The following is a 16,099-nucleotide window of genomic DNA, read 5'->3' as shown; positions in this document are numbered from 1 at the left end:
CACGTGTACCCCCGGGTCCGTCTACATCGGGACTCGTCGCTGCGCCGCAAAAGCGTGAGAAAGCAGCCCGCCGTCGCACCCTTTCTGATCGGTGTGTCGTAGCCCTCGGCTAATCTCGAATGTGCGACGAGCAGCAGGTCGCCACACCGACCTAGACCGCAGCACAATCGGCGGTCCTGATCTTGTGAGGGAAGATTCCCCACGAGATTGGTCGAGGTGGCGACCTGCTGCTGTTTTTGTCTCCGTAGTGAGAGGGCAACGCCTAGTTGCAAACTGGGGTCGCGGACGGCTGCACATGTGTGAAAGGTTTAGCGGGTCAACACGAACCCACCAATTTTAGGAGCGCAATCTCATGGCTACAGTCAAGGATTCGACGACGTGGGCTATCCGAGCTTTGCACTACTCCGAACTATCGGACAACGCGATCGAAAAGGACGTGGATCGAGCGAATGTTTTTGCGACGCACGCCCTGGTTTATGCGACGCTGGCGGCCTCCGGTGTCGAGGTCCATTACAACTAAATCGCTGAGGGATTCGTGGAGCTTCCCTCTCGACAGGTGAAAACTGTTTGGGCGCAGCCCAATACTGCTGAAGACAGGCCTGTCTTCGATCGTATGTGGTTCGAGGTCAGACGAATTCACGGATCCGAGGGAGGACTCGTGCTAGCTCTTCGAAAAGCGCCGGCCATCCGCGTCTGAGTCTGGTGATGCGGCCGCGCTCGAGGAACGCTCCGTCAAGGATGTGTGAGACCCGTAGATGCTGCTCGGGCGTGCCGAGGCGGCGGAGCTTGTCGTAGACGGGGTTGACGGGAAGGTCGTGCGCGGCGATGTGCGACCAGATGTCCTCGCTACTCCAGTCCCAGACCGGCCCGAAAACGTGTGTGCCATCGGCTCGGTCGAGGGCGCCGCCATGTGTGAGTCGCTGCTGCGCTGCTGTGGTGCAGCAGTCGACGCATTCTTCGGTAACTCGGACGCGGAGAGCGTTGTAGTACATCGACCAGCGTCCGGTCCCTTTCGCTGATTCGTCGGCACGTACACCCCAGATCTCGCCCGATCCGTGAGTCTGATGTGCCGCGCGTGAGGGTGCTCCGATGAGAATGTCGCGGAGCGCTCGCGTCGTCGCTCGTGTGGGCAGGTGGTGATCCCATTCGCCGGAGTCCGCGAGGACGGTCAGCAGGGGTGGGTCGGCTCGGTGCACTTCGAGATTGAGGTTCCATGCGTCGGCGAGGTCGGCGATGTACTCGTAGGTCTGTGGGTATTCGAGCCCTGAATCGAAGAAGACGACAGGAATGTTCGGCTCGACCGCTGTGGTCAGGTGCAGGGCGACGAGTGAATCTTTGCCGCCGGAGAAGGCGAGATATCCGTCGTGATTGTCGAGGTGTTCCTCGATGCGCTCTTTGATCGCGGCCAGGTTCGGGCGCGGGCGCCGCAGTGCGCGCAGTGTGGTCAGATCGAGCCCGTCCGCGCGAGGGGTGCCACTCATATCTCTGCCGCTTCCCTGGGTGCTCGATGAGTATTTCTGGCGTTGTTGTCACACGCGGCCCGTCGGGCGGATCTTCCTGTGTATGTAAGGCCTCGAAGCCGATCCGACTCGGGGCACCTGCACAGGAGGACGAGCGTGATGAAAGAAAAACTACAGGAGGTGACCTCGTGCGTGGAGGTCGTAGAGGCGGCGTTCGCATCGACGAATCGTTCATCTGAGAAGGACTCACTGCAGAGGGGACGGTGTGCGCGCTGCGCGAAGGCCGACACACCGATCGAGCCCGCGCGGTCGGCGATCTCACGGACCTTCACCGCATTCGACTCGTGGAAGGCTCCGGCAGAGAAAGGTCTCTGCACACCGTGCCGGTGGGCGTATCAGACCTCGGAGCTGCGAACCCGAATGCATCTGATCACCACCGCGCCGGCGATGACCGAACTGACGCAGCCGCGCCTGGCCCGGACCTTGTCGGCACCGTTGACGTCGGAGATCGCGCTGGTGGTGCCGTTGCGTCGCCCGGCCCGCAAACACATCCTGCCGCACGCCCGATGGGGTGCCGTTGCTGTCGAAGACACCTGCTTGCCGTGGTCGGATCGCGATGTCGCAGCAGCTGCCGCGATGCGCCGACTGCGCTCTCACGGCTTCGGCGAACGCATGCTCGGCGAGAGCGCAGCCCCGTATGCAGTGCTACGCACAGTGCCGGCGCGTCGGTGGCCGGCGATCTTCGAGGACTGGGATCACCTGTCCCCGTACCGCCACGTCGACCGATGGTGGGCGTTGGCGCTGTTGGCCACCACACCGCCTCGCAGCAAGGCGCACGCATGAGCACGCCGACCGACCGCTGGCTCGCTGCCGCTCCCGCAGGCCTCCCACAGCTGCACGGTGTGGAGAACGTGGCCGAGCGACTGCTGTTGCTGTTGCACTACGGCGTGGACTGGGATTCGTGGGTGGGCCGGCGCCGGGCGACGTACTGGACGCAGCATTTGCCGAACCGAGTCCGCGTCGCCACTTATGTCGGAGGAGCCGACCTCGATCGTTGGTGGTCGGTTGTCTCACGTTCGCTCGAATCCGAGCCGCGAACAACCGACGAACGGCTGGAGTTGGCCGCTCTTCTGCGCGCCGAATCGGAGCCGGTCCTGACACTGCTGCGGGAGCGTCCCACGGCCTATGTCCTGCGGACCCGCATCGTGGCCGAATCAGTTGCCGCTGCCCGCGCCGCGAGGAAGGTCAGCTGATGCGCTCTACCGTGAGATGGGATGTCGAACTGACTGCCCTGTCGTCGATCTCGCAGAAAGGCGAGGAGTCGGAAACGACGACGACACTGTTTCGCCGCGAACCGATCCTGCAGCCCGACGGGAGGAAAGTGCTGGTACCGGTCGTGTCGGGGAACTCGCTGCGGGGAGCATTGCGACGCACCGCCGAGGAGTTGTTCCGCGATGTGATCGGCTACGAAAGACAGATACCTCTCTCCGCGGCGCACGCACTGCGCAACGGCGGCAACCTGAGCAAAGTCGCCGGCGACTCACTGACCGGCCGCAGGCGTCAGCGCCTGCGCGAGTTGGTCCCGCCGATCAGTCTGTTCGGAGGAAACGGAGGCGGTGCGCCGCCGATCGACGGATGTCTCAAAGTCGGCAAAGTCGTTCCCCGAGTGAAAGAAACAGAATCGATCATGAGCAGGCCCTACCCGGGAGTGCTGATGTCGCAGTTCGAGCTCATGTCCCTGGAAAGTTACAGCCGCTTCGACGACGCCGGCACCAAATTCTTCCCCGAACCCCTCGACGCGGGCGCCGGTTCGGGAACTTCGGTGCACCAGACGTCGATGTTGATGCGCTTCGAGGTCGAGACATTGCCCGCAGGAACACATTTCGAAACATTTCTGAGGGTGGACCGGGCAACCGACCGCGACATCGCCTTCTTCAGTGACGTGTGGGAACGATTCTCGCGAGACGGCTTCCTGGGTGGGCGCAGCGCGATCGGGCACGGGCGAGTCCGCGCCGAGTCGGAGCTGACCGTCTTGACGGGCCCCGGCCCGCAGGTCGCGGACTGGCGAGCGGAACTGGAACCGCTACGAGAAGACGTGATCGAGGCATTGGGGTGGCTGACATGAACGCAGACACCGCTTTCGCTCCCTTCCTGGTCAGGGCCCATCTCTCGTCCGGGTTGGCACATGCAAGCCCCTGGGGGATCGCCTTGGACGGCATCCTCGCCGCGGAACTGTGGGCCGACCACAAAGCAGGCGCCCTCGACCGCGGCGAATACGTGCCGGCGCTCTCACCGGAGGCGACCCCGCCGGATCTCGAATTGCCGCTCGCGCGCTGCACTCTGGCGGGTGCGGACTGGCATTGGTGCGCGACGTGTTCGTTCCCCGAAGACCCGGCCGGGGATCCGGTGGTGCGGTACTGGGCGAGCAGAACTGATCACCGAGGGCTCGAGGAACTCGCGTCGAGCGTGCCGGCAGTGATCTCGGATCGGCAGGGCCGCTACCGGGCGAGGTACATGCCGTTGATGATCACCAACTCGCGAACTGTCACCTGGCGCGGTGTGGGTGATCTGACGGCTGTCGCGGCGATATTGTCCGGTCTCGATGTGATCGGGAAGAAGCGTGCGCACGGGGAGGGGCGTGTTCTGCGGTGGGAGTTCGAGAACCGCGCAGGCGAGGATCCGTGGGAGTTCTCGCATGAGCACGCCGACGGGACGCTGGGACGCACGACACCGGCCGCATGTGTGGCGGCCTCGCGAGACATGCCGGTCACCTCGGGGTTCGGGTTGGCTGGTGTTCGTCCGCCGTACATGCACCCGGCGCGGATGCGCGAACTTCACCTGCCGCGGTAGCGGTGTTCGAAGGCGGGCTGGTGGTTTGTTACTCGAAACGGGTCACAGGTGGTATTGGTCGAATTTTGCGACTCACTGGGCGAGGCTCGGCCGGCTGGTCTGGGGGTGGTGCGATGAGTGTGAGGACGTGTTTGGGAGCCGCACCCAATCGGGAGGAGGGGTGCCGGACGTCTTCGGGGATCGGTTCGTTGCTGAGGACGGCGGAAACGTAGGGAGGGAGGTCGGCGCGGTCGAAGATCCTGATGGGCTGATGGGCGAAAAATACGTCGGAATATTCGAGTTCAGATAGGAAACTGGTCATCCAAGCGTCCTTCCGCTCGTCGGGTGCCATCTCGTCCGCTGTGCTCGTCCACGCGTTGAGGTAGCCGCGATAGGTTCGCTGAACCCACTCGCGGCCGTGCGCAAGGGTTTTCAGTGTTGCGGAGTTGACGAGCATCGAATATGCCGCGCTGTCCGAGTTGAATGCGCTCAGGGCGCCGTGGTTGAGGCGGGTTGTCACCCACTGTGCAAATTGTGTGGGAGTCAACGGGTTAGGCCCTCCGTCCCAAGGGTCTTTGGGGGCCGGGGGTCTGTGGGGACCCGACCGTCTGCCAAACATGACCAGGGAATTGCGTATTCGCGGATCGCGGCTAGGGAGACATCATCGACTAGACCCTTGGTACGTGGGAACCGCTTGAGAAATACATCTGCGCTGACAGCAGTGATTCGGTCGCCGGAGGGGCCGAGGCAGCATGTGTGGTCGCTGTACCGGACGCCGCGAGCGGCGAGGTTGTAGAGCGCATAGAGGCTATGCGCTCCGCTCTTTCGGGCGTAGAGGTCGAGTAGGTCGATCTGCTGCATGCCAGTGGATCGAACGGTGTGTTTGATCTTGTATTTCCCGGCCGCGTGCGCTTTGGGTGTTTGAAGCTTCTTGGCTTGGATGACGAGGTGAAACCATTTGTTCGAGCCGTCCGAGATCCACCATTTCCAGTCCGCACCGTAGCGGGATTCCTCTCTGCGGGTGAAGGCTCCGACGTGGAGGTCGGGAAGGGTTTTCGCGAAGTCCAGCAAGATCCGTTCCGTGGTTCCTTCTTCACCTTGGCGGATGTTGTGGAGCTCTCCATCCGTGAAGTTTTGGCCGGCGCGGTGTGCATTTTTGAACAGCGCTGTTGCGAGTTGCGTCATGACTGGGCCAGGCGTGGAAGAAGTTGGAATTGGCACGTGTATCCCGTCGGTTGGTTGGGCCGCCGGACAAGGGTTGCCGGCGTCAGAGGATCGCATGTCTGTAGGCGAGCTTAGGAATCTACCGGTGGTTGTGCAGTCGCTAGAAGTGCCCAGAAATGCACTGATCGGGTAGAACTGCGCTTCGCTTCCACCGTGTGAAGTTTCGAAAAGGCAGGGTGGCCCCTCTGCTTCGGTTCAAGCAGTCCAGGTCCCTCGCTACCGTTCGCCCATCAATCCGAGAGGCCGATGTGTAGAGGAGTCGTGGTTTCGATGACCATCACCGAGATTCACCCAAGCGATACCGCTGGGAATGTCGATTGGCAGGAGCGGGCAGTGTGCCAACGCACTGATCCCGAAGCATTCTTTCCTGAACCGGGAGAAGCGGTCCGTCCGGCGAAGCGAGTCTGCGCAGGATGCGACGTTCGTGTCGACTGCTTGGCATTCGCATTGGCGAACGACGAGCGTTTCGGTGTCTGGGGTGGGTTGACCGCCTCGGAGCGGCGCCGTCGCTATTCGCGGGTGCAACAGTGACCACCCACGTGGACTTCACCCATACCTCGTACGCGGAGGCCGCGAGGTATGCCGATTCCATCAAACTCGCTCGGTACATCTGGGATCGAGGGATTTGCGGCACTGAGCTGCTCAGTCTCAGTGGGGCTACCCGCCGAGCGCTCGCCAAAGCGGCTGTTGTGAATCCGCCTTGTACCTCGAAAAGGTGGGCGACGGTGGCGGATCTTGTGGCCGAACAATCAGCGTGGGCGGACGCTCACCCGGATGATCCGGGTTCTGTTCCGCTGCACGCAGACGAGCATGAGGCGTGGATTTCGTGGATCCGTCCAGCAAGCGAAATCGGTACCTCGCGTGGGTGATCTTCTGTTCATGGCAGGTGCCTCGATGACATGCCTGTTGGGTGTTGCGGGCCTCACCGTTGCCCTTCGAGGGGCAAAGAATGCGACCGACGAAGACGAAGCGCTCGGGCCTGCAGCAGAGTTGATCCAGGAAATGCGATGAACGACTCGCAGCTCACGCTTTTCGACATCGAACTGCGCGAAGTTGTTGCCCTTCGCGAGTGGTCAGAGCGCATGATCCCGGCGATGTAGACCGCACCGTGGGATTGTTCCAACCGGCAACGCCGCGCCCCGGCACGGCAAACTGACGCCGCCGACGCGGCAGGAGCCGCGGCATTGGTCCTCGCCCGCGACGACCTCAGAGAACCGAAACCGAGGACGCCGACATCGAAGCCTCCACATTCTGTGTGCCACCGAACCGGAGCCGTCCGGGCCGCGCCAAGGTCGTCAACGCCCTAATCGTCACCGCCCCGATCGCACTGCGCGAGCAGCTCACCGGTCTGCACAAGAACCGCGTTCTTGTCGCCTGCAGGCTCTTCCCCCGATGCTTCCGTGTCCATCGCAACGCCTTACGAGGTCGCCGATAGCCGATAAGGTCACGGTCGGCGGTCCGGCATAGACTCATCCAGCGCCTGGAGCTGTCGCGGGCTCAAGTATGGTGACGGATCTCGAGCGTAAGCCACCTCGAGATTGATCTTTGTGCGCTGCGCTCTAGTCATCGGAACGGACCGCCATTGGGTCTTCGCGAGATAAAACTGTGGCTGGTCATCCAGCCGGAACGGCCGCTTATCCGTACGCCGGAACACCTCAGGCAGGGACAGGCGGTTGAGCTCCTCGGTGCTGGTCTGAGCGGGGTCGAAGTAGATTTCGACGACTTCCTCACCCCCAACCCACCCGGCGTCTGTTGAGATCACGCCGGGAAACTGAGCCAGACTGGTCTCGCCAGACCAGAAACAGGGAGTTTCATATCGCAGTTGCTCCGCGATTCCGGACTCGATGAGCAGATCGCCACGGAACAGCGTAAACCACTTTGGAACGGATATTCCCGCTTGCTCCAGTGTGCCGGTGATCTTGTCGTGCAGCGAAATCAGGTCGTAGCGATTGGTCAACTTGGGTACCAGACTTTCCCCGTCGGGGGATAGGAAGTGCACCACTGGGTTGTTCCACGCTGGCTCGTTGAATTGTCGGAGAATCTCGGCATCCGGACCAGCCCGGTTGTTGTAGATAGCAAGCGGAACGAAGTGCGACTCGATCATTTCGACCATGAGTGCCTGCGCCAGCACATGCTGCCCGAAGTTCACACAGGTAGGGCATCCGGGAATCTCCTGGAAAAGGAGGAACACCGGCAAGTTCCGTTCCCTCGCCTCGGTCAGGGCCGCACCGAAGTCACGGTGCCACCGCACATCGCCAAGCTCGGCATGCTCGAGATAGCTGTAATCGTTGCCGCCGTGCGCATCGGTCGTGAAACGGGGAACTGCTGTCATCGTCGCCGCCTTTGGTCTGTGGTTTCCCAAAGAGTAGAACGGAGGCAGTTCGCTGCGTATTCCAATGGCGCCGCGCGCCGGGCGACTCACTGGCGAACCCTGCTTCAACTGCTGCGCGCTGTGCGAACCTCGGCCGTGCGGCGTGGTTCGCGCACCACGATGGTGACTGCCTCGGCGCCGTCCAGCAGATCCAGCGCCCCGAACTAAGAGGCGTCCCGCGTTCATTGGACGCTATGATTCCTCGGCTTTTTCATCGCCCCGCAGATTAGCGGGTGACTCCGGCGTTTTCGATGCCACACCAATTCCCGCTGACGATAGGTTCCATCTCGCGGGTGCGGCCGGACCCGACGGCCCCCGGCCAGTACGGCAACCGTGATGCGAGGCAGTAGTTCAGTCACTCCGAGCCACGGACACCGAATCCACAAGTAGGAGAAATGCCATGCCCGTAACGGAAGCCCTGACAAGACGGGAACTGCATCGACGTAAGTTGCTCACCGCGCTTAACCACATCGATCGTTGTCCGCGCGGCTATTTCAACACCGCTTGCAACAATCACTTCCGAATTGCACCATCTTGCTCGTGGGGGCGGCCGTGTCGCCCCAGACGCGGTCCCCTCCGACACGGCACCGCCCGCCTGATCGTTCGCTCTGATGGTTTCGCCCGGTGCCCGGTACTCGGGACAGCGCCCCGAAACCACCTCCGCAAAGCATCCACGCAGTCGACACTGAGCAGACCGCAGCACTGATCTGGGCATCGATCTTGATGAACGCTTTCAATCGGCTGGATCCTCGAAGTCGGCGATGGCTCCGCCCTACCGAGGACACCTCACGGCTTATGCCGGCATTGCATCGATGATGACGGTGCGAGTATCAGGGTCGGCGGGGAACACCCCCGTCTGTTCCGACAAACGTAGGATCATACGCGCGATATTCCTCTCCGCGTTGCCGGCGTTGCACGCCCGGCTAGCCGTGCTTACTGCAACCGCAAACGAGTCAAAGGCAAGAAACAACGACGCAATGGTCTACCGATGCTGCTGAGGCGTCCTCCACGCGGTGCTCATTCACGGGGAGCTTACTGGACCTGCGCCACCGCGGCTGTTATACAGGAATTATAGGGACCGCCCGGTAAATCGACTCGATCGGCGAGAAATTCGAGAGCTACAATTCAACCTGAACAGGACGCCCGAATGCAACGTAATTCTTAATCGAAGCAGCTTCCTGGGATGGGTCAGGATAATACCAGGCAATATCTCGGAATACGGTTTCGGAAACTACTGCGGAGTAGTATCTCGCAGTTCCTTTCCAGTAGCAAACGGTTTCGGTGGCGGTGCCAGTTAGATGCTCGTGGTTGACCGATTCGTCTGGGAAGTAGTGGTTCCCCTCGATCACAACCGTGTTGGGAGACTCAGCGAGCACTGTGCCATCAAGTATCGCTCTTGGCATTTTTTCCTCTCGTGCAAATGTTCAGGGTTTGAATAAAGCATACATAGGGCCGTACCGCATGGATCTCACCTGCGATGAGCGCAGGCGGTGCGGTCGGTGGCCGATTGGCGCTGGTGGGCGGCGGCGGTACGGATCTGTGGGTCCGCGAACGCGGCCCGTCCTGCCCCGCACATGGTGGTCGTGTTGACGGACGGGGATACGCTGCGGCCGGATCGGCCGGCGCGGGCGCATCCGGTGTGCGCGGGATCGGTAACGACGGTGCGCTGGCGCGGAACCCGGAGCGGGCGTCGCGTGTGCAGATCCCGGTCGGTGGCGCGTGAACGCGGTGAGCGGTGACCTGTTGCGGTACGCGCAGTAGGTGTTGACCGGAACTTCTCCCGCGCCGGACCGGGTGGCGAGCGTGGTCGCCCGTACCGGCGAGGATGCGGCGGCGCGGGCATTGATGCCGGGGCGGTGTCACCGCACACGATGCGTGCTGGTGGCCGGTACTGGCGGCTCTACCGAAGTCGGCGGTCCTGGCTTTCGACGGGGCAGACGCCCGGCCCTTCCCGCCCGCGAAGTGCCGTTGAACGTACTCATAGCAGGCGCAGAGGAATAACGCCGGCACCGGCCGGAAGTAGGTAAATAGCCAGTTCAGAGAGCTTTTCCAGGAAAGGTTTGATTCGTCATGCGCATTACTGCCTCGTCGTCGGATTTTGCTGTCCCTTCCGGCCCGGTCCCGTCACCGCCGCGCCCGCCCGCTCCGTTGCTGACGGGGCGGGCGGGGTCGGAAATCCCGCGGCGCCGAACGCACAGTGAGTGTCTAAACTCGTCGCGGGAGTCCAGAGCAGCCGCGCCGAGATCGAAGCCCGTTGCCACAGCAGGGATCTGGAAGGATCACGAAGTCGTCCATGTAACCAGAGCATTTCATTCGGCGTACGCGAGGTGCCCAATTAGCACGCACGTTGCCGAGGTTGGACAGTGGAGTCTCATTCTGTCACCGATAGCCACGTTATCGAGTGACCCATCCCCGCAAGTTACTGGGCTGCTGCGCAGTTTGGCCAATGAGCCTGTCGGAATTGCGCCATCGGGAGAGTATCGGGCGCGGCTCGCTAGATGGCACTGTCATCAGCCAAGCACGTAAGTTCTGCAATGCGACGTCCGACGCGTGGACGAACTTGCCTGAATTTGAGAAGTGAGATGGCCTTCGAATGTCGACGACTACCGAGTCCAGACTGGGAAATCTGCCCAATGAAATCACCAGCTTCGTGGGGCGGCGCGTCGAGGTCTCCGAAACCAAGAGACTGCTGTCACTCAGTCGATTGACGACGCTTACAGGAGAAGGCGGGGTGGGAAAGTCTCGTATCGCGCAGCAAGTGGCTGGTCAGGTAGCGCGCGCATTCGATGACGGGGTATGGCTGGTAGAACTCAGCGGCCACCGTGAAAAATCGGCCATTGTCTTGGCCGTCGCGGATATTTTCGGGCTCGTCCTGGCCGCGGACACCGCAGAGGCAGAACTCATCGACCATCTATTTGATCGCCGCGTCCTACTCGTTTTCGATTGTTGTGAAGCTTCAGTGGTTGCCATCTCGGAATTATGCGTAGTCTTGCTCAAGCGTTGTCCGCACCTACGCATTCTGACGACGAGTCGCCAGACGCTCGGAATTGTGGGCGAGGGTGTACTTGCCATTCTGCCCTTGCCGACGCCGCGAGAGGATCACGGAACGGTACTGAGGGGACTGTTCCAGTACGACGCGGTGAGATTGTTCGTGGAGCGGGCCGCAACTGTGATGCCGGACTTCGAAATTACCGCGAGCAATCAATCTGCCGTCGCGCAGATTTGCAACACATTGGAGGGGCTACCTCTCGCTATCGAATCAGCGGCCGGTCGGTTGCGGGTGATGACCGCCGAACAGATTCTCCAGCGCCTGACTGGTCGGTACAGACTGATGTCGCTAGGTAACAGGGCAGGGCCAGCCCGACACCAGACGCTCTCTACGTGTCCTGGCTGGAGTTTTGACCCGTGCTTCGCATCTGAGCAAGCTTTGTGGAGCAGACTGGCGATATTCGAGGGATCATTCGATCTCGATGCGGCAGAGTCGATCTGCTCCACAATCGTCCTTCAGCAAGAGTTGGTCGACCTCATCGCTGGGCTGGTCGAGAAATCGATTGTGATCCCAGATGTCGAAGGGCGGGTTGCGCGATACCGGCTCAGCGAGACGTCGAGGCAATACGTGATGGATCGCTTCGGCGATGACCAGACGTGGGATTCTCTGAGCCGGCGTCACCGCGATTGGTTCCTGGTGTCGACGAGAAACGCCACCGATATCGCGACGCGGGGAACTTCTAACGCCGGTAGGCCGGCAGGGTTGCCTACAAGGATATTCGCGATTCGGAAGGAAAGGTGGTCCATGGGGCCGGCATCGGAGTACCCGAGGCCGGTCAGACCTTGCCTGCCGGGCCACGCTTGGACGGTCGTCTGCATTCCAGGTTCAATGATCTCTAGTGCGGGATGAGGGCTCACGGGATCTCGGCTCGACTCGCCGCAATGTGCCGTTTGCCCGCGATCGATTCTGCAACGGAAGTCAGTGGTGCAATACCTTTCAGGTATTCGGAGACTACGAAGTTGTCGTGCGCCGCGGGGTAGGAGTACGTACCTTCGAAGACTTCCAATCGCATGGCCAACAGCTCCGGCTCGCTAACTCGGGAAAAATTCACTCGGTCGGCGGTCCGAAGGACGTTCGATCTGGCGGCAGCGGGTGCCGGTACGTCGTCGGCGGGATCGGCGGAGAATACGCGATTCCAAACTGGCAGTGTGCGTCCGAACAATTGGTAGCTGCCGGGGACAGACATGGGATAGATCGCCACACACGGACCTCCAAGGGCGAGGCATCCTTCGGCAGTCCACATTCTCGCCGGGTTGTATTTCGGAGCCGACAGCTGTGTGCATGGATCGAGTGAATATAGGAATGGCAGGCCAGGAAAGTAGCCAATAAATGCCGTCCACCAGGTAGCTTCCGTGAACGTGTCGTAAAAGTCCTCTCTGCTGAGTAGTCCATTGCAGTGGACGATGTAGTCGATGTTGTCGCCGTCGCGAACATTCGGCGCGTCACTACGGACGCTGATGCGATAGCGCTCCACTGCTGCACGGGTCATCGCGTCGTCGAAAGCGATTGGCATAGTGACCGTTCGACTTTGAAGTACGAGCGAATCAAGATTCGGCACTGATTCTTCACGTTCGACGAGTTCGTCGAGAAGGCTGGTTCGGGAGATACTGGATGGGTCGAAGGTGATCAGCACTGACCGGAAGCCGACTGCGGTTTCACGGATTCCGGCGACAGGTTCACCCGATAGCGCTTGTTGCAGTGCTTGTGCTCTAAAGTTCAGTTTTATATCCATCTCGTTGGCGCCGTACTGCATCAGTACTTGATGGTCTCCGGCCTGCAGGATCTGCATAGCAGGCCTGGCAGAGTTCGACGTCTGCGCCCGCAGGAGAGCGTGAGAGTGGGCCATTGTTCTTCCAGATGATGCTCGGATATCTTTACTCCATACTGCTCCGGCGCGAAGATAGTGCAATAGCACTTCTTGGTCGCGCGGAAACATGCAGGTAGAGAGGTTCGATGCCGGAACGACTGGTTCGAGCATCACGAGCGGCGGGACAAATCGCTGACTCCGTCGAAGCTACCGCGCGTGCTCACCGAGATCTCGTTCAAGCCTCCGTTGCGACACTGGGTGCTCGGCACATCCTCGAATCCCTCGTCGGATCGATAGGTGGGTGGGTCTTGCTTCTGAGCGAGACAGGCGATCTCCGTGCTGCCAGTCCGGAAGCTGCCCGTGCCCATCTGGGACTCGTTCAGGCGGAGTTACCTCGCTTAGCCCGACTCACTCGAAACGCGGCGATGTCGATCAACATGCCGGACCAATCGGTATCTATTCGGTCACTGCGAATTCCGGGGCAGACTCGCGGCTACCTGACACTGGGTAGGTCCACCACTCTGGCCGCCATTGAAACCTCCCTCGTCGATACGGCCGTGCTCCTGCTGAGCGAACATCTCAGGCGGACAGACGAAGAACGTCAAGAATTGCGGAACAACCGACGCGCGATCTTAGAACTGATGTTGAGTGGGCATTCAGGGATTGCTCGTCAGATGAGCAGCATTCTTCGGGTGCCGATTCCCGAGGGGCACGTCCGAGTGGCGCTACTGGGCGCACCACGCCGTTTTGAGGTCGAATTACTCGAAATAGCAGAAGAGGATCCGGCGTTACGCCGGGTCGATACCGTGACGGCCCAGCGGGATTCAGGGCAAGTCGGAATCATCCTTCCAAGTGCTGAGGGTGACCTGCGCACCCTTCAGGCGGTTCTTCGACAGGTTCCCTATGGCAGAGGATCAGTTAGTGAGCCCGTCGACGTCGACCATTTACCTGAGTCATGGCGACAGGTTCAGCGAGTCTTTCGTGCTGCACCCGATGTTCCGGGGAAGCTGCACGAGGCAAGGGATATTTCGGAGGCAGGGCTGCTCAGGCATCTTCGCGGATATCAAGTCCGAGTATGGGCGCGGGAGACCCTGGCGCCGGTAAGGAAACTCGATCAAAGCTCGAAAGTAGATTTCACTCGAACGCTTCGTGTCTACCTTGCGAAAAACGGGCAAGCCGACGCTTCGGCCGGGATGTTAGGGATTCATCGGCATACACTGCGCTACAGAATGAGTCGAGTTGCCAACGCACTCGGATGTGATCTGGATGATCCAAAGGTTCGAGCTGAACTCTGGTTCGCACTTCAACTGTATCCAGATGACAGTTCAGACATTGAAATACTTTGCTTCCGGGTGGTGCAGGACAAAAGCGTCCGTGGACTGCTCTGGATGCAGCTGCAGTTCCTCGGACAATTCGACGCCGATTCGCTCGGGTTCGAGCAACGCCACCAACTTGGCACGATCCTCGAGGTCCGGGCACGCGCCGTATCCGAACGAGTAACGAGCGCCGCGGTACTCGAGATCGAAGTAGCCGGCAACCTCGGTCGGGTCCTGCTCCGCGACGGTATGCCCCTCGGGAAGCACAAGCTCTTCACGAACGCGTCGATGCCAGTACTCGGCCAGAGATTCCGTGAGTTGGACGCCGATTCCGTGAACTTCGAGGTAATCACGGTACGAGTTCGACGCGAACAACTCGTTGGCGAAGTCCGCGATCGGCTGACCCATCGTCACCAACTGGAACGGAAGAACGTCCACCTGGCCGGTCGCTTCTGCTTCCTTACGCGAGCGCACGAAGTCAGCGATGCACAGGAAACGGTCGCGGTGCTGACGCGGGTAGGTGAACCGGAACCGTTCAGGTGCATCCGGTTTCGGTTCGGTGAGCACGATGACGTCGTCGCCCTCCGAGATCGCCGGGAAGTAGCCGTACACAACCGCGGCGTGCGCGAGGATGCCCTCGGACGTCAGCCGATCGAGCCAGTACCGGAGCCGCGGACGGCCTTCCGACTCGACCAGTTCCTCGTACGTCGGACCGTCGCCCTTGCGCTGACCGCGAAGGCCCCACTGGCCGAGGAAGAGAGCGCGCTCGTCGAGCAGCCCCGAGTACTCGGACAGAGAGATTCCCTTGACGATGCGCGAGCCCCAGAACGGCGGTGTCGGCACCGCAATGTCGGTAGCGACATCGGAACGCTCCGGCAGGACGACGGGAACCGCTGCAGCTTTACGCTTTTCGGCGATGCGCTTGGAACGCTCGTGACGAGCCTTACGCTCGGCAGCCTTCTCGCGAGCAGCGATGGCCTCCGGGCTGTCCGGCGCCGGGCCGCCGCCGCGCTTGGTCGTCATGATCTGGTCCATCAAGTTCAGACCCTCGAAAGCATCGCGGGCATAGCTGACGTCGCCCTCGTACACCTCCTGCAGATCGTTCTCGACGTACGAACGCGTCAGCGCGGCACCACCCAGCAAAACCGGGAACTGTTCCGAGACACCGCGAGAGTTCAGTTCCTTGAGGTTGTCCTTCATGACCACTGTCGACTTCACGAGCAGTCCGGACATGCCGATGACATCGGCCTTGTGCTCGATCGCAGCATCGAGAATGGTCGCGATGGGCTGCTTGATGCCGAGGTTCACGACGTCGTAACCGTTGTTACTCAAGATGATGTCGACAAGGTTCTTGCCGATATCGTGGACGTCGCCCTTGACCGTCGCAATGACGAGGCGACCCTTGCCGTCGTCGTCCGTCGCTTCCATGTGCGGCTCGAGGAACGCAACTGCTGCCTTCATGACCTCGGCGGACTGCAGAACGAACGGCAACTGCATCTGTCCGGAACCGAACAGTTCACCGACGGTCTTCATGCCCGAAAGCAGTGTCTCGTTGATGATTTCGATCGGGGACTTGACCGTCATCGCTTCGGTGAGATCGTCGTCGAGGCCGTTGCGCTCGCCGTCGACGATGCGACGCTCGAGCCGGTCGAACAACGGAAGTCCGGCGAGTTCCTGCGCACGGGACTCGCGCGCCGACGCAGCCGAGACACCCTCGAACAGAGCCATCAGCTTCTGCAGCGGGTCGTAGCCCTCGCTACGACGGTCGTAGACCAGGTCGAGTGCGGTTTCACGCTGCTCGTCCGGAATTCGCGCCATCGGCAGAATCTTGGACGCGTGAACGATCGCCGTGTCCAGACCGGCCTCGGTGCACTCGTGCAGGAACACCGAGTTGAGGACCTGCCGTGCCGCCGGGTTCAAACCGAACGAAATGTTCGAGATACCCAGGGTGAAGTGCAGTTCCGGGTACGCAGCCTTGAGCTGACGGATCGCTTCGATGGTCTCGATGCCGTCGCGTCGCACCTCTTCCTGACCGGTGGAGAT

The 16,099-nt window shown here is 61.1% G+C and carries 17 protein-coding genes and 2 pseudogenes; 11 read left to right on the top strand and 8 right to left on the bottom strand.

What is annotated here, in order from left to right; all coding sequences use genetic code 11:
• The first annotated feature begins 352 nt into the window (after positions 1–352).
• Complete coding sequence (locus ABWI03_RS31965) at positions 353–520, top strand: hypothetical protein (protein WP_003941561.1); 168 nt, start codon at positions 353–355, stop codon at positions 518–520.
• 106 nt (positions 521–626) lie between these two features.
• On the opposite strand, the gene ABWI03_RS31960 is transcribed toward ABWI03_RS31965, so the two are convergent.
• Positions 627–1,481, bottom strand: coding sequence for a phosphoadenosine phosphosulfate reductase domain-containing protein (locus ABWI03_RS31960; protein WP_003941564.1), 855 nt, complete (start codon positions 1,479–1,481; stop codon positions 627–629).
• Positions 1,482–1,880: 399 nt separating this feature from the next.
• On the opposite strand from ABWI03_RS31960, the gene ABWI03_RS31955 reads away from it, so the two are divergent.
• From ABWI03_RS31955 to ABWI03_RS31940, 4 genes are read left to right on the top strand one after another with little or no spacing between them, the layout of a single operon-like run.
• Positions 1,881–2,303 (top strand): hypothetical protein, encoded by a 423-nt coding sequence (locus ABWI03_RS31955; protein WP_298785414.1) that lies wholly within the window; start codon positions 1,881–1,883, stop codon positions 2,301–2,303.
• The gene (locus ABWI03_RS31950) at positions 2,300–2,713 is read left to right on the top strand and encodes a hypothetical protein (protein ID WP_298785405.1); all 414 of its coding nucleotides are present in this window, start codon (positions 2,300–2,302) and stop codon (positions 2,711–2,713) included. Before ABWI03_RS31955 ends, ABWI03_RS31950 begins: the two co-directional genes overlap by 4 nt.
• The gene (locus ABWI03_RS31945; RefSeq protein ID WP_298785399.1) at positions 2,713–3,585 is read left to right on the top strand and encodes an RAMP superfamily CRISPR-associated protein; all 873 of its coding nucleotides are present in this window, start codon (positions 2,713–2,715) and stop codon (positions 3,583–3,585) included. Before ABWI03_RS31950 ends, ABWI03_RS31945 begins: the two co-directional genes overlap by 1 nt.
• On the top strand, positions 3,582–4,310 hold the full coding sequence (locus ABWI03_RS31940; protein ID WP_298785391.1) for a hypothetical protein: 729 nt from the start codon (positions 3,582–3,584) through the stop codon (positions 4,308–4,310). Before ABWI03_RS31945 ends, ABWI03_RS31940 begins: the two co-directional genes overlap by 4 nt.
• 28 nt (positions 4,311–4,338) lie before the next feature.
• On the opposite strand, the gene ABWI03_RS31935 is transcribed toward ABWI03_RS31940, so the two are convergent.
• Positions 4,339–4,836 (bottom strand): hypothetical protein, encoded by a 498-nt coding sequence (locus tag ABWI03_RS31935; RefSeq protein ID WP_003945289.1) that lies wholly within the window; start codon positions 4,834–4,836, stop codon positions 4,339–4,341.
• Complete coding sequence (locus tag ABWI03_RS31930; RefSeq protein WP_003945292.1) at positions 4,833–5,474, bottom strand: DUF6615 family protein; 642 nt, start codon at positions 5,472–5,474, stop codon at positions 4,833–4,835. The genes ABWI03_RS31935 and ABWI03_RS31930 overlap by 4 nt, the downstream gene beginning before the upstream one ends.
• A gap of 309 nt (positions 5,475–5,783) precedes the next feature.
• On the opposite strand from ABWI03_RS31930, the gene ABWI03_RS31925 reads away from it, so the two are divergent.
• Genes ABWI03_RS31925 through ABWI03_RS31915 form a run of 3 tightly spaced genes read left to right on the top strand, consistent with a single transcriptional unit; the run spans position 5,784 to position 6,524 of the window.
• Positions 5,784–6,044, top strand: a complete 261-nt coding sequence (locus ABWI03_RS31925) for a WhiB family transcriptional regulator (protein WP_003945293.1) — start codon at positions 5,784–5,786, stop codon at positions 6,042–6,044.
• A complete protein-coding gene (locus ABWI03_RS31920) occupies positions 6,041–6,382 on the top strand; it encodes a hypothetical protein (RefSeq protein ID WP_037132057.1) in 342 nt (113 codons plus the stop codon). The genes ABWI03_RS31925 and ABWI03_RS31920 overlap by 4 nt, the downstream gene beginning before the upstream one ends.
• On the top strand, positions 6,375–6,524 hold the full coding sequence (locus ABWI03_RS31915; RefSeq protein ID WP_003945287.1) for a hypothetical protein: 150 nt from the start codon (positions 6,375–6,377) through the stop codon (positions 6,522–6,524). The genes ABWI03_RS31920 and ABWI03_RS31915 overlap by 8 nt, the downstream gene beginning before the upstream one ends.
• A gap of 433 nt (positions 6,525–6,957) precedes the next feature.
• Here the strand turns inward: ABWI03_RS31915 and ABWI03_RS31910 are convergent, their stop codons facing one another.
• Both ABWI03_RS31910 and ABWI03_RS31905 read right to left on the bottom strand, forming a co-directional pair.
• Entirely contained in the window at positions 6,958–7,845 is an 888-nt protein-coding gene (locus ABWI03_RS31910; protein WP_003945285.1) for a VPGUxxT family thioredoxin-like (seleno)protein, type 2, read from the bottom strand.
• Between the two features lie 1,157 nt (positions 7,846–9,002).
• Positions 9,003–9,287, bottom strand: a complete 285-nt coding sequence (locus tag ABWI03_RS31905; protein WP_080552827.1) for a DUF427 domain-containing protein — start codon at positions 9,285–9,287, stop codon at positions 9,003–9,005.
• A gap of 74 nt (positions 9,288–9,361) precedes the next feature.
• Between ABWI03_RS31905 and ABWI03_RS31900 the strand changes: the two genes are divergently transcribed.
• Both ABWI03_RS31900 and ABWI03_RS34240 read left to right on the top strand, forming a co-directional pair.
• Positions 9,362–9,607: a hypothetical protein gene (locus tag ABWI03_RS31900; protein ID WP_003945288.1), complete on the top strand. Its 246-nt coding sequence runs from the start codon at positions 9,362–9,364 to the stop codon at positions 9,605–9,607.
• A gap of 870 nt (positions 9,608–10,477) precedes the next feature.
• Positions 10,478–10,909: pseudogene (locus ABWI03_RS34240) on the top strand (NB-ARC domain-containing protein); the annotation flags it as partial.
• 641 nt (positions 10,910–11,550) lie between these two features.
• On the opposite strand, the gene ABWI03_RS31890 reads toward ABWI03_RS34240, so the two are convergent.
• Both ABWI03_RS31890 and ABWI03_RS31885 read right to left on the bottom strand, forming a co-directional pair.
• Entirely contained in the window at positions 11,551–11,679 is a 129-nt protein-coding gene (locus ABWI03_RS31890; RefSeq protein WP_232509034.1) for a hypothetical protein, read from the bottom strand.
• Positions 11,680–11,786: 107 nt separating this feature from the next.
• Positions 11,787–12,779 (bottom strand): 5-oxoprolinase subunit B family protein, encoded by a 993-nt coding sequence (locus ABWI03_RS31885; protein ID WP_003945282.1) that lies wholly within the window; start codon positions 12,777–12,779, stop codon positions 11,787–11,789.
• Positions 12,780–12,886: 107 nt separating this feature from the next.
• Between ABWI03_RS31885 and ABWI03_RS31880 the strand changes: the two are divergent.
• Positions 12,887–14,035 (top strand): annotated as a pseudogene (locus ABWI03_RS31880) (PucR family transcriptional regulator); the annotation flags it as partial.
• 30 nt (positions 14,036–14,065) lie between these two features.
• Here the strand turns inward: ABWI03_RS31880 and ABWI03_RS31875 are convergent.
• On the bottom strand, positions 14,066–16,099 hold a 2,034-nt coding region (locus ABWI03_RS31875), incomplete at its 5' end, for a vitamin B12 dependent-methionine synthase activation domain-containing protein (RefSeq protein WP_353804549.1).

The organism is Rhodococcus baikonurensis, from assembly GCF_040489275.1.
In the GTDB taxonomy this organism is placed as follows: Bacteria; Actinomycetota; Actinomycetes; order Mycobacteriales; family Mycobacteriaceae; genus Rhodococcus_F; species Rhodococcus_F baikonurensis.
Note: the sequence above shows the minus strand (reverse complement) of the source record. Positions and strands in the feature narration are given on the sequence as shown.